Origin of the sequence: Silvibacterium sp. (assembly GCF_047605705.1) — a bacterium.
Classification (GTDB): Bacteria; Acidobacteriota; Terriglobia; order Terriglobales; family Acidobacteriaceae; genus Silvibacterium.
Genome location: NZ_JASGFD010000011.1, coordinates 24,511 through 38,233, shown reverse-complemented (window position 1 = coordinate 38,233; position 13,723 = coordinate 24,511). Strand labels below are relative to the sequence as shown.

General features: G+C 60.8%; 10 protein-coding genes. 6 read left to right on the top strand and 4 right to left on the bottom strand.

Features of this window, described 5'->3' with window-relative positions; all coding sequences use genetic code 11:
* Window positions 1-78: 78 nt before the first annotated feature.
* Both carA and QM649_RS05875 read right to left on the bottom strand, forming a co-directional pair.
* Window positions 79-1,206 (bottom strand): glutamine-hydrolyzing carbamoyl-phosphate synthase small subunit, encoded by a 1,128-nt coding sequence (gene carA / locus QM649_RS05880; RefSeq protein WP_415198090.1) that lies wholly within the window; start codon window positions 1,204-1,206, stop codon window positions 79-81.
* Between the two features lie 144 nt (window positions 1,207-1,350).
* The gene (locus QM649_RS05875) at window positions 1,351-3,537 is read right to left on the bottom strand and encodes a TolC family protein (protein ID WP_415198089.1); all 2,187 of its coding nucleotides are present in this window, start codon (window positions 3,535-3,537) and stop codon (window positions 1,351-1,353) included.
* A 264-nt stretch (window positions 3,538-3,801) separates the two neighbouring features.
* Here QM649_RS05875 and truA point away from each other — a divergent pair, with 264 nt between their 5' ends.
* Window positions 3,802-4,617 (top strand): tRNA pseudouridine(38-40) synthase TruA, encoded by an 816-nt coding sequence (gene truA, locus QM649_RS05870; protein WP_415198088.1) that lies wholly within the window; start codon window positions 3,802-3,804, stop codon window positions 4,615-4,617.
* 33 nt (window positions 4,618-4,650) lie between these two features.
* Window positions 4,651-5,883, top strand: coding sequence for a M20/M25/M40 family metallo-hydrolase (locus tag QM649_RS05865; RefSeq protein ID WP_415198087.1), 1,233 nt, complete (start codon window positions 4,651-4,653; stop codon window positions 5,881-5,883).
* 116 nt (window positions 5,884-5,999) lie between these two features.
* Here the strand turns inward: QM649_RS05865 and QM649_RS05860 are convergent, their stop codons facing one another.
* Window positions 6,000-7,184 (bottom strand): TIGR03435 family protein, encoded by a 1,185-nt coding sequence (locus tag QM649_RS05860; protein ID WP_415198086.1) that lies wholly within the window; start codon window positions 7,182-7,184, stop codon window positions 6,000-6,002.
* 419 nt (window positions 7,185-7,603) lie between these two features.
* On the bottom strand, window positions 7,604-8,869 hold the full coding sequence (locus QM649_RS05855; protein ID WP_415198085.1) for a TCR/Tet family MFS transporter: 1,266 nt from the start codon (window positions 8,867-8,869) through the stop codon (window positions 7,604-7,606).
* Window positions 8,870-8,962: 93 nt separating this feature from the next.
* On the opposite strand from QM649_RS05855, the gene QM649_RS05850 reads away from it, so the two are divergent.
* The 4 genes from QM649_RS05850 (at window position 8,963) to QM649_RS05835 (ending at window position 13,658) form a co-directional block, all read left to right on the top strand.
* The gene (locus QM649_RS05850) at window positions 8,963-9,940 is read left to right on the top strand and encodes a DMT family transporter (protein WP_415198084.1); all 978 of its coding nucleotides are present in this window, start codon (window positions 8,963-8,965) and stop codon (window positions 9,938-9,940) included.
* A 172-nt stretch (window positions 9,941-10,112) separates the two neighbouring features.
* A complete protein-coding gene (locus QM649_RS05845; RefSeq protein ID WP_415198083.1) occupies window positions 10,113-11,777 on the top strand; it encodes a trypsin-like peptidase domain-containing protein in 1,665 nt (554 codons plus the stop codon).
* A 163-nt stretch (window positions 11,778-11,940) separates the two neighbouring features.
* Window positions 11,941-12,402: a peptidoglycan-binding domain-containing protein gene (locus QM649_RS05840; RefSeq protein ID WP_415198082.1), complete on the top strand. Its 462-nt coding sequence runs from the start codon at window positions 11,941-11,943 to the stop codon at window positions 12,400-12,402.
* 248 nt (window positions 12,403-12,650) lie between these two features.
* Complete coding sequence (locus QM649_RS05835; RefSeq protein WP_415198081.1) at window positions 12,651-13,658, top strand: ROK family protein; 1,008 nt, start codon at window positions 12,651-12,653, stop codon at window positions 13,656-13,658.
* The last annotated feature ends 65 nt before the right edge of the window (window positions 13,659-13,723 follow it).

Below are 13,723 nucleotides of genomic sequence, written 5' to 3'. Positions count from 1 at the left end.
CTCTCGTGTAGTACCCATAAAAACGGCGGGACGTTAAGCCCGCCGCTGGTAATGCGCTTTCTGGTTGCTGCCGCTGCCTCAACCCTTCCATTCTTCCATCATCTTGCGGAAGTCCTTGAAGAGGTAGTTCGAGTCATGCGGCCCCGGAGCGGCCTCCGGGTGATACTGCACGCTGAAGAGCGGCATCGACTTGTGCTTCAGCCCCTCGAGCGTGTTGTCGTTCAGATTGACGTGCGTCAGCTCGACATCTGCATTTTCCAGCGAGGTCGGGTCGACAGCGTAGTTGTGATTCTGGCTCGTGATCTCGACCTTGCCGGTGCTCAGCTGCTTCACCGGGTGGTTGCCGCCGTGGTGGCCGAACTTCAGCTTGAAGGTCTTGCCACCGAGCGCGAGACCGATCAGCTGATGGCCAAGGCAGATGCCGAAGATCGGCTTCTTGCCGGCAATCTTGCGGATGTTTTCCTGCGCGTAATCGAGCGGCTCAGGATCGCCGGGACCGTTCGAGAGGAACACGCCATCCGGATTCATCGCCAGAACATCCTCGGCAGGCGTTTCTGCCGGAACCACCGTGATGCGGCAGTCTTCCTGCGAGAGCATGCGCAGAATGTTCTTCTTGATGCCGTAGTCGTAGGCCACAACATGCAGCTGCTCGCGAGGCTCTGCCGCAGGCTTTACCTCGCCCGGCAACAGATCCTGCTTTTCATCGAACTCGTAGCTGGTCTTGGTCGAAACGACCTTCGCGAGATCGGTGCCATCCATCTTGCGAAGGCTGCGCGCCTTCTCGACGAGCACATCGGGGTTGGTCTCGATCGTCGAGATCACACCGCGCATCACGCCATGCTTGCGCAGGTGACGCACAAGAGCACGTGTATCGATTTCAGAAATGACGGGAACCTGGAAACGCTCGAGATATTCGTCTGCGACTTGCTCGGAGCGCCAGTTGGAAGAAACAGGAGAGAACTCACGGACGACCAGACCTTCGATGAAAGGCCGGTTTGCTTCATTGTCCGCGGTATTGGTACCGTAGTTCCCCACCTGGGGATTGGTTAGAATGACGATCTGCCCCGCATAAGACGGGTCCGTAAAGATTTCCTGATAACCGGTCAGGGATGTATTGAAAACAACTTCGCCGGAACACTCGCCCTTGGCGCCGTAGCCCTCACCCCGGAAGATGCGCCCGTCTTCGAGCGCAAGGATCGCCTGCATCGCTTCTCCAATGAGTGGATTCAATCGATTCTATCAGGTTCGATGCCCTCCCCGCACGCCTTCGACCTTCTTTTCACACGCGCAGCAACGATGCCTCCGATCGCGAGTTCGTCCGGAGGCATCGTTGCTGCGCGTGAAGCTAAGTTATTGCTGCGGCTGGTCTATCGGTTTCGGCTGTTGCGGAGGTCCCTGTTGCTCCTGCTGCTGAAGCTTCTGCTGTTGTGCGGGCACACTCACCTCCCGCAGATTGCTGGCAGGCTGAAGGCCCGGAATCACGGGTGACGACTTCACATTGCCCGTCACCGCATCGGTAATCGAGATGTTGTAACGGTCCAGCGTGCTGGCCAGGATTTCATCCAGCGCCGCGCGGTCGATCGCATACTTTGCCGTCGCCGAAATCACGCTGTTCTGCGCAATCGCCAGTGCACGCTGCTGCTGCAGCACGTTGGCCGTAGTCGACGCGCCAAGGTGCAGCTTCTTCAATTCCGCATCGAGGCTCTGCCTGTCGTACTCCAGCGTCGCATTCGCCGACTGCACTGACGCGCGGTCATTGGTCAGCGCGAACTGCGCGTTGATCACATTCATCCGCGTCTGCACGTAGAGCTGCTGCAGCCGCATCTGCGCCTGGCGATACTCGAGCTCCGACCTTGCCTGCGCCGACTGCGCGACGCGGTTGCGCAACGGGATGTTGATCTGCACGCCTGCGCCCTTGTTCGGGCTGCTTGAGTCAAACAGGTTGCCAAACGCACTTGTGTAACTCGTCGACGGATAGGTATTCGGTGCGCAGGTCTCGCCGGTGTAAAAATTCTCGCAGTTCGGGCTCTGCTGACCACCCAGTGCCGAAGCTCCATAAAAGGCGTACACGTCTACCTGCGGCAGCATGCCGTTCTTTTCGCCCTTCAGCGTAATCTCGTCGTTCTTCAGCGTCAGAATCGCCTGCTCGATCGAGGGGCTGTTCGCATCCGCCTGCCGTACGAGATCGTCGGCGCTCTCGCGCTCTTCGGGCATTTCGATCAGGCTTACGCGGTCGGTCGGAATCACCGGCGCATTGGCCAGCACCGGGTCTTCGAGGCTGCGCGCGATGGCCTGCTTCATCAGCAGTTGCTGATACTCGAGATTGCTCTCCGAGCTGATGACCGCCTGCCGGTCGGTCTCGACCGAACTTGTCGCGCTCACTACGTCGAGCGGAGCCATGGTGCCAATCTGCAAAGACCGCTTGTCATCGGCCAGCAGGGATTGCGACTGTTCGAGCGAGCGCTGCTTCGCCTGCAGATCCTCGTACGCGCTCACCAGCCCCCAGTAGATGTTCTCCACCTGGTTGACGGTGTAGAGCAGCTGCTGCCGGAAAGCCGAGTCGGCAACACGGCGATTATTCTTCGCCTGCACCATGAAGCGGCCGTTGATGCCCCAGCCGAAGCCCTGCAGAATATGCTGTGTCAGCTGCGCGTTGAAGGTCGTCTGCAACGCGGGGCTATACGTGCTGAACAGGCTGTTCGATGTCGTATAGCTGTTGTTGAACGTCACCTGCAGCGCTGTGCCAGTGATAAACCCCTGGTTGTAGGCGAAGTTATAGGTATTCGTGTTCTGGTTTAGAACGTCCGTGCCATAGAACAGCGGACTCAGCTCCTGCGTCGCCTGCCGCTCCAGCTGCACGGTTCCCGTAACCACCGGGTCCAGGTTCTCTGGAGTGGGACCACCGCCGTTCGTCGTCAGCGCAAGACCTCCAGAACCCGACGCCGCGCCACCTGCGCTGGCACTCGTACCACCGGGACCACCGCCGCTCGTCACCGTCTGGCCTGAGCCACCCAGTGTGCCTTCTACGAGGCCGGAATTCACGCCCAGGAAGGAGCCGCCGGCACGCGTGCGCAGGATGTCGGTATCTGCGATGTCCAGGTTGTAGCGCTGGATCGCGATGTCGTAGTTGTTCTCAAGCGCCAGCAGGATCGCGTCGCTCAGGCTCAGGTAGATCTTGCCGTCTTTGATCAGTTCGCCAAGCTTCGGCGAATTGGCAAAGTTGCCCGGAGGCGCGCTCGTCGGCAGATACGGCGCAAGCGGATTCTTGAAATAACCCCGCGCCTTGGTGAAATCGCGATCACTCGGCCGCATAAAAAGCGGCTTAGTGAAGTTCGGTGCCGGCTGGGCCGGAGCTGCGGGCAAAGCAGCAGGCTGCGATGTCGTCTGCTGCCCGTCCTGCGCAGGAATGCCGGCGGCCCAGCCTGACGTCGTACCGGCCAGCAGGCAGCTCAGCACCGCCCCGGCCTTCAGCTTCATGAAGATGTCACTCTGTTTGCGCCGCTTAGCCTTGCCTGCCTTCACCAACGAAAAATCCATGCACTGTCTCCAGAAATCTTTGGAACATCCCAGCGCTGCCTCATCTCTTCGGGCAACGCGCCATCGCTGCATCCGATACTCCGTCGGTGCCGCCAGCCGTTCGAGTTCAAAGTGGATACGAGATCGGCCCGGCTTTCGTTCCCTCTCTTTGTCCCCGCGCAGCACGCGCTTCGCTTCCAGCGAAAGCCGAGTATACCGCAGCGCTCCTCCACCTCCCTCCCGCCGGAAGTGCTTCAGAATCTGCGACAATGCCAGCGGACACGCATGAACTGGAAGCTTACCCTCACCTACGACGGCACTGACTTTCACGGCTGGCAGATTCAGCCGGAGAAAGCCACCGTTCAGGGCCATCTCGCCGACGCTCTCCGACGCATCACCGGAACGATCGTCCTGCCCCAGGGCAGCGGCCGCACCGACGCGGGTGTCCACGCCCTTGGCCAGGTCGCCAGCGTGGAGCTGCCCGGCAACATCCCTCCGGCCAGCCTGCTGCGGGCGCTCAATCGCGCACTGCCTTCCCCCATCCGCGTGCTCGACGCACAGCCTGTTCCCGCAGACTTCCATGCACGCCGCGGCGTCATCGCCAAGACTTATGAGTACCGTATCTTTCGCGGCGAACTCTGCCCGCCCTGGCTCGCCCGTTACGTCTATGCTCTGAACTGGCCGCTCGATTTTGCCGCCATGCAGGCAGCTGCGCCACAGGTCGAAGGCGAATACGACTTCACCTCCTTCGCCGCAAACGACCCCGACCTCACCGCGCGCCGGAGCGAGGTCCTCAACAACGAAGATGGGCCCGGCAATATCCGCCGTATCTTCAGTTCAAACTTTTCCCTGCGCGAAGACCCTGACGGCGCGGTCCTGATTTACCGGGTCCGCGGAAGCGGTTTCCTTCATCACATGGTCCGCAATCTAGTGGGAACATTTCTCGACATCGGCCGTGGCCATCTCGCCCCGGATTCGATGCCCCGCATCCTCGATGCGCGAAACCGCTCTGCCGCAGGACCCACGGCTCCGGCACGCGGGCTCTTCCTTGAAGACGTCGAGTACGACCCGGCCGTGCTTATCGACGACGCATCTCATTAGTCCCGGCGCTGTTGCCTGTTACGCTGAAGTCTCATGCCCCCTGCTGCACCCACGTCCGCCTTTGCCCGAGTCGCGCATATCGCGGCGGACCGTCGCGTTCACGCCGCTTTCCAATGGCTGCATCTCCAGCAGCCGCAGATCCTCCGCTGGCAGGCCGAGGTGGTATCGATCCCCGCCCCCACATTCGAGGAGCGAGCCCGCGCCGAACGCCTCTGCGATCTTTTTCGTGACACCGGCCTCTCCGACGTCGGCATCGACGAGATCGGCAACGTGGTGGGAGTGTGCCGCGCTGCCCAGCCCGCAGAAGACGCGGTCCTCGTCTCGGCGCACCTCGATACGGTCTTTCCCGCAACGGTCGCGATCGAACCTACGCTCGAAGGCACGCGGCTGGAAGCACCGGGCGCCTGCGACAACGGGGCCGGACTCGCCTGTCTCCTCGCACTTGCCGCGGCGCTCCAACAGGCTGCGCTCGCGCCTGAATGTGACATCTATTTCGTCGCGAATGTCGGCGAAGAGGGCGAAGGCAATCTGCGCGGAATCCGCCATATTTACCATCGCGCGCCTTGGAAAGACCGCATCACCGCGCATCTCGTCATCGACGGCGCAGGCCACGAAATCGCCGTTACCGATGCCCTCGGCAGTCAACGCTTTCTGGTCAGGATCACCGGGCCGGGCGGTCACTCCTGGACCGATGCCAGCCGCCCGAACCCCATTGTCGTGCTCAGCCAGGCCATCGCGCGGATTACCGCGCTGGAGCTGCCTACCTCTCCCCGAACGACGCTGAATATCGGGACCATCGAGGGCGGCACATCGGTGAACACCATACCGGAGAGTGCTTCGATACGCATCGACACCCGCTCCACCGCTCCGGAACAGCTCATCCGCCTCGAGGTGGAGATTCACCGCGCCTTCGAAGATGTGGTCTTCGCAGCCAACCAGCCACAGATCCATCGCGCCCGCAAACACGCTCCCCTCACCCTGGCCATCGAAAAGATCGGCAATCGTCCCGCAGGCCAGTTGCGTCAGGATTCTGCGCTTTACGACAATCTCCTCGCCGTCGATCGCCACCTCGGCATTCGCACCGAAACCCGCACTGCCTCGACGGATGCCAATATCCCGCTCGCCCTCGGCGTGCCCGCAGTCACCCTTGGCGGAGGCGGCGACGGAGGCGGCATACATACTCGCGCCGAGTGGTATGACGCCCACGGTCGTGAGATCGGCCTGCGCCGCGTCCTGCTTTTATTACTGGCGATGTCCGGAATCTAGGCATTCTTCCCGAACGCCTGTCTCTAACAAGATTTGGAAAAGGCTTGTCATTCCTTCACTCCGCTACGCTTCGGTCGGAATGACAAGCCTGGGATGAAGGTATATGTCGATACGAATCAATTCGCCGAAGGCTTCTCGACGTGGTCGACCACCATCACGTCCACCGCTGTCTTGCCTGAATTGATCAGCAGTCCCAGCTGCTTCGGCATCGCCTCTTCCAGAGGAGGCTGCTCTTCCGCGCCCTCGGCCGGAGGCGGAACTTTCTGCAGCCCGAATTTCATCGCCTGCTCGTTATCGATCTGCCATTTCAGGTCGAAGGTCCAGCGCTTGTCGCCAAGTCCCGTGTGATCGACCACCGGGCGATCCATCACCGACGCCTGCAGGAAGCCGGCAAAGTCCGCCATCGTGGCGTTCGCCACATGCAGATTACCCAGCCCGCGAAAGAAGAAGCCGGGCAGGCCGTTCAGGCCGGGTGCAGACGCGGCAGGCTGCATCTTGAGGCCGTTTTTATCGACCGCAAGCTGGTAGGCGGTCAACTGCCGCTGCTCGGTGTGAAACTTCAACGCGAAACGCTCGGCGATCAGCTTGCGCACCTCGTTCTTGAGCTGCGGCAGGCTCGGCAGACCCGGCGTATCGGGCTTGCCATCGATGTCGAACTTGTCGTCGCTGGCCCAGCCCGGCAGTCCCACCAGCTGGTCCTTGTGCATGTCGTAGGCGATGCTGATCACACGCTCGAGCGTGATGTTCCTCCCCTTAAAGCTTCCCGAGGGGTCCACGGTGAACATCATGCCCTTCTCATCCGGGCTGCTGGGCTTGATTGTCGCCACTTCGAAGCTCAGATCAGCCTTCGGGTCGACAGGAACTATCTTCGGCGCCGCTGTCGTCTCCGGAATCGCCCACGCCGTCGTCGGCGTCGCGCGCTGCAGCACCATCGGAAGATCCTTGCCCTGGCTGAAGGTGCCATCGATGCTGTTGCCGTCCGCGGAGAGTTTGCCGCTGTAGCGCAGGCCAACGTCGTAGGTAAGTGTCAGCTTGCCGTCGACAAATGTCGCCTTGTCGGCGGCAAGCGAGGGCGCCTTCTGGTCGATGCTGTAAAGGACAGCCTTCACCACTCCGCCGTCTTCCGTAACCTTGAAGACCAGCAGCAGATCCTTGTCTTCGCCCGTATGGAGCGTCCCCTGCCAGCTGCCCTCGATGTTCGGCGCCGCCTGCGTGCTCTGCGCCTCAAGAACCACGGGCCGCTGCACCGCGCTGCCAGCCCCAAGGATTACTGCAAATGCAACCGCTGCCTTCCAACTCATTTGCCTCTCCCATCTATAAGTACGAATCGCTCTTATCAGGCCCGGTGAGAGTCACCGGGCAGGGATCTCCCATTGACCGGACCTGATCATTCCTTCCAGTAACTTCCTGCCATCGTGATAACCAGTGCGTATACGCGTCCCTGCATGCATCCAGGCAAAAGAAAGTCCCGGAAATCGCGGGACAGTTTCGATACAGCGCATTCCAATCTGTGGCCGGATAGACGTGACCATGCTATCCGAGATATCGCTGCGCGGCCTGCGAAAATCACTCGAGCTTCGCGATTGAAATGAAGGCCATGAGCTTGTCACTCCGACCAAAGCGAGACAGGTTTATCGTCTCGCGCAGTGGAGGAATGACAACTGTTTCGGGGCAAAAATAGCCGCGATGCGAATGCTCTATTCTCTCGGCTTCAGATGTCTCAAACCGCCTCACGCCGCGTCACCGTATAGGCCAGCGGGAGCGCCGAAAGCAGGATGGCGGCAGCCAGCACGAACGGCGCACCTGGCAGATGCACCGGATTCCCCGGCCTTACCGCCCATGCAAAGACTGAAGTAAACATCCCCGGTCCAATCAGGGCCGTCAGCCCGCGGATACACTGCACCGCCCCCTGCAGCTGCCCCTGCTCCTGTGCTGACACGTGCCGGGTCATCAATCCCTGCGCTGGCGGCCCGCACAGCCCCCAGATCGACATCACAGGAATACCGGCAAGAAACAACGCGCTGGTCGGCGCGAAGCCGAAGGTGGCAAAGCCAATCCATCCGATCCCCAGCCCGACCATCAATGTCCTGCGGTCACCCAGCACGCGCACCGCAGGCCTGACCAGAAGCGCTCCTACAAGAACGGAACAAACGCCGACAATGGCGAGCGACATGCCCACCGCACGGTTCGTCCAGTGGAATCTGTAATCGAGATACAGCACCCACGTATTCATCAGCGATTGCTGCGTCAGGTAGCTCAGGAAGAGCGCGCCGGCCAGTCCCAGCAATTCCCGGTGCCTGCGCAGCAGCGTGAGTGATCCCACCGGATTCGCGCGCCGCCATGAAAACCGCCCTCGATGTTCCTTCGCCAGCGACTCCGGCAGGACGAAAAGCCCGTAGCAAGCATTTAGCAGACTCATGGCGCCCGCAACCCAGAATGGCAGGCGCGGACTGTGATTGCCCAGCACGCCGCCCAGCGCCGGTCCGAGCACGAATCCCAACCCGAAAGCAGCGCTGATCATGCCGAAGGCCTCAGACCGCTTCTGCGGCGGTGTGACGTCGGCGATGTACGCCATCGCGGTCGGAATACTCGCGGCGGTGATACCTGAAATCAACCTGCCGACAAAAAGCCATGCGAGATCCGGCGCCATCGCCATCACCGCATAGTCCATTCCTAGCCCGAAGTTCGAAAGCAGGATCACCGGCCTCCGGCCGAAGCGATCCGAAAGCGCTCCCAGCAGCGGCGAGAAGAAGAACTGCATTACCGCCCATACCGTTCCAAAAAGGCCGTATATTTCTACCCCGTGCGCCTCACTGCCGCCGGCGAAATCCGCCACCAGCCGCGGCAATACCGGCGCGATCATCCCCATGGCCAGCATATCCAGTGCAACCGTGACCATAATGAACGTCACCGCAGCCTTGCGGCCGGTCTGCGGCGGCTCCGGCAGAGGCGCGGTCTCGTGTCCGATGTCCGTAGAGGATTCCATCTCCAGCTTTCTCTCCATCCGGAAATAACTCCTGGCCGTACGCGTGGCCCGTCACTCCGGATCGAAGGAAATCGTACCTGCTAGGCTGACTCCATGTCTCAACCCTCCGCCGGACCGTCGGCGAAGAACGGATCAAATAACCGATCATCAAGTAGCCGATCCAGGTCCGCTCATCTTCTTCTGCTGGCAGTCGTCATCATCTGGGGGAGCACATTCGTCCTGGTCAAGGATGCTCTCCGGGATATCTCGCCACTGCTCTTCAATTTCGTCCGCATGGCATTGGCGACGATCTGCCTGGCGCTTGTTTATGGCCGCCGACTGAGGGGATTGCGGCGCGAAACGGTCCTGTCCGGCGCTGTCATCGGTTTCTTCCTGGCCATGGGCTATCAATTTCAGACAGCAGGCCTGCGCCTCACCACACCTTCAAAATCCGCGTTCATCACCGGATTGGTCGTGGTCATCGTCCCGCTTTTGCTGGTCATTCCACGTCTTCGCCCTGCCGGCACGCACGCACCCGCATGGAATGCGTACCTCGGCGCCGCGCTGGCCTTCACGGGCATCGTTCTGCTGACAACACCGGCCAACGGCTCGCTCGACTTCAGCGCGGCGAATCTCGGCGATCTTCTGTCCCTGGGCTGTGCCTTCGGTTTCGCCTTCCATATGCTGGCGCTCGCGCACTACTCTCCGCGATTCCCCTTCGAACAGCTGGCCGTGCTGCAAGTCGGCTTCGCTACATTCTTTATGGCGATCAGCCTGCCGGTCTTCGAACATCCTCACCTGCATCTCTCCGGCCGGCTGCTCTTCGCCATCGCCGTGGCTGCGTTGCTGGCGACCGCTGCCGCCTTCACCATCCAGAGCTGGGCGCAGCAATACCTGCCTGCCACGCACACCGCGCTGCTCCTCACTCTTGAGCCGGTCTTCGCCTGGCTGACCTCGTTTCTGGTCCTGGGAGAACGCCTTGGCCTGCGTTCCGGATCGGGAGCGGTCCTCATCCTGGCCGGCATCGCTGTAACCGAACTCCTGCCCTCACGCATCCAAGCAACAGCCCACGAAGCGGCGCCATTCTCCTGATGCAGCACTTGAGTGCTTTTGACCGTCTATCACTTGAACCGGCAGCGGCAAACGCTGCCTTCTCGAGGAGATTTATACTTGGGAATGCACCTGGAACTGGCTGTGGAGACAGTCATCCTTACCGCGTCCATCGTTCATGCCGATTCACGGAAGACACGAGGTTAGATCCGAGATGAAATCACTTCTAGGACGGCTCCGCTATCGCCGTCTCGCCTCCACATTTACGATTCTCGCCACCCTCTCGGCTGGCATCATCATCGGCTCCATCGCCGCCCACGGTGTGCGCGGCCAGGAGTCCTCAAAGGTCGATACCTCTGACGCGACGCCGCTGAAGGTGCCCGCGCCCCGCGATCTCTCTACCGATTTCACCCGCATCGCCAAGGAAGTCGAGCCTGCGGTGGTGAACATCAACACCATCACCCTGCCCAAGGAGCGCCAGCAGCAGGGCCGCAAACTGCATGGCCGCAACATGGCCCCCCAGCAGCAGTCGCCCGATGACGGGGATGACGACGATCAGGATGACCAGAGCCAGGGGCAAGGACAGGATCAGAACAACCTGCAGGACTTCTTCAACCGCTTCTTCGGTATGGGTCCGCAGGGGGGCCAGGACGATGCCGGCCAGGAGCGTGAGTCGCTCGGCTCCGGCTTCATCGTCGACCCGCGTGGTTACATCATCACCAACAACCACGTCGTCGATAAGGCCGACAAGATCTTCGTGAAGCTGCCCGGCGATCCCGATGCGGGCAATCTGCAGGGCCGTCCGGCAACCGTGGTCGGCGTCGATAAGGACACCGACATCGCGGTCATCAAGATCCAGACCGACCACGCGCTGCCGACCGTCAAGCTCGGCAATTCCGACGGCGCACAGGTGGGTGACTGGGTGATTGCGATCGGCAGCCCCTTTACGCTCTCGCAGACCGTAACGGCCGGCATCGTCTCGGCGAAGAACCGCACCATCGATCAGAGTCAGGCTGGCCAGTTCCAGCACTTTATCCAGACCGACGCGGCTATCAATCCCGGTAACTCCGGTGGTCCGCTGCTCAACATGGCCGGTGAAGTTATCGGTATGAACACCGCCATCTTCACCCAGTCGGGCACCTACGCCGGTATCGGCTTCGCCATGCCCGCGAATGTGATTGTCAGCGTCTACAACCAGCTCATTTCGCCGGAACACAAGGTCGTGCGCGGCAGCATCGGCATCACCTTCCAACCGAGCGTATCTCCTGCGGTGGCCCGCGTTTATGGCTTTAAGAACGGCGTGCGCATCGGCACCGTTCAGCCTGGCTTCCCCGCAGACAAGGCCGGCCTGAAGCCGGGCGACATCATCACCACCATCGACGGCCGCGCCATCAAGGACGGCAACGATCTGGTCGATGACATCTCCGCACGCAAGCCCGGAACGACCGTCTCCATCGGGTATCTGCGTGACGGCAAGTCGCTTACCGCAACCGTCTCCATCGGCGACCGGGCCAAGATGATCGCCGCCGCCGGCAAGGGCGCCGATGACGATGATGACGACAACTCCGCTCCTTCTGCTCCGGATGCGGCCCAGGCCAAGCTTGGCCTCCAGGTCAGCGATATTCCGCAGGGTGCCCCCGCGGGCATCCACGGTGTCGTGATTGAGAACGTCAAGCCCGGCTCCTTCGCGGACGAAGCCGGTCTCGGCGACTTCCAGGGCTTTGTGATCGTTGCGGTGAATCGTCAGCCGATCCACAACGTTGGCGAATTCGGCCGCATCGTGGCAGGGCTCAAATCCGGCTCTGACGTAGCCTTCGAGGTCATCGATCCGCAGCACCGCAGCCTCGGAAGTCATCTTGTCGGCGGAACATTGCCCTAATCCGGAACCAAACCAGATACCGGTCCTGTCCGATTCCGGAAAGGACCGGTATTTTTTTGTTGCATCCTTATGAATCGGGCTTTACGCTGAGCCTCAATACCGGTCAGGTATGATGGTGTTACGAGCAAGCGACGATCTTTAGTCAATGAGGTTTTTCTACAGCATGGTTTCAGTTCGAGCCTGCGGCTCATTCCTACTTATGACGGCGCTGGCGGTCACACCTGCCGTGGCCAGCCGAGCACATCGCGCCCCCACCTCCGGCCATCACAAAACCTCTTCCAAGAAGGTTAAACACGTCGCTGAGCACCATATTCAGGGGCAGCGTGGCATCGATTCCGATCGCGCCCGCGAAATCCAGACAGCTCTGATCCGCGAGAATTACCTCACCGGCACGCCCAGCGGCCAGTGGGACACGGATACCCAGGCAGCCATGGTCCGTTACCAGTCCGATCACGGCTGGCAGACCAAGCTGACACCCGACTCCCGCGCTCTCATCAAGCTCGGTCTTGGCCCGAACCAGCCTTCCGATGCAGCCACCGCCAAGGCGGACACCGTTGCACCGGCACCGCAGGGAGCGGCCTATGCCGCAAACTCTCTGGCTGAGACTCACTCGATCCAGAATTAGTACGTCTGGAACCTAAGCTTCACTCAAGGCTGCGCTTACCGCGCAGCCTTTTGTGCGTCAGAGAGCTCAGCATAGTTAAATAGATAAAAGGTATTACTTACGGTTTTTCATAGCCTATAAACACTGACATTGCTTGAATTTCCGCATCGGTATCGATACCATGAGTGCAGTTTTTTATACATCCAATAACAGGCAGTACCTGCCGTCCTGGGGACGGGGTCAAACCGTTGACCCAAAAAGAGGTTGAAGTGGCCCAATACAGCATCGGAGTCGATCTCGGAGGCACCAATCTTCGGATTGCCGCCTACACCGAGGCGGATTCCATCCTCGATTCCATTCTCCTGCCTACCCGCCTGGCTGCGGGCCGTGATGCCGTCACGGAAGATATGTGCCAGGCCATTGAAACACTCGAAGCACGTTTTTCCTCGCAGCATACCCTGGTCGGCGTTGGTGTTGGCACTCCCGGTCCCCTGGAACTTCCTGCAGGCCGCCTTCACAACCTGCCAAACTTCCCCGGCTGGGACGGATTTCATCTCAAGGGCCGCCTCGACTCTCGCCTGAAGCGTGATGTCCTCGTCGAATCCGACGCAAACCTCGCCGCCCTTGCAGAGGCCCGTCTCGGACTGGGCAAGAGCCTTGGGCTCGATTCACTTTGTATGCTGACTCTCGGCACGGGCGTCGGCAACGGCATCATTCTCAATGGCCGTGTCTGGAGCGGAATGCACGGCATGGCGGGCGAAGCCGGTCACGCCACGATTTACGTGGATGGTCCTCCCTGCACCTGCGGCAGCAACGGATGTCTTGAGCTTTATGCCTCGGCCACTGCGGTCGTTCGCACCGCCTATGAGCGCATTGCAGATGGCTCCGCGCCCGGACTGGTGCAGCCGGAAGGCGCGCCACGCTGGAGCGCTCGCTCCCTGGCTCATGCCGCTGATGCTGGCAACGCCGATGCCGCCCGTATTTTCTCCGACGCAGGACGCGCCCTCGGTATCGGCTTCTCCGCTCTGGTGAACACGTTGAATCTGCCCATCTATACGCTGGGCGGCGGTCTCGTTCAGGCATGGCATTTGATGGAGAAGACCCTCTTCGAAGAACTGAATCACCGCAGCTATGTCTATCGCCTCACCGCACCAGGCAGCAAGATCGCCGATGGTCATCCCAGCGGCGCAACGCGCGTCCTTCCTGCGGAACTCGGCCCTGACGCAGGTCTCCTCGGCGCGTGTATCCTTCCCTTCGTAGCAGCGGAAAGCAACTAGCTCCGCAAAGCGGATTCAAGACCAATTCGTAACGCCACTGATCGGGCCCGGTTCGCCGGGCCCGA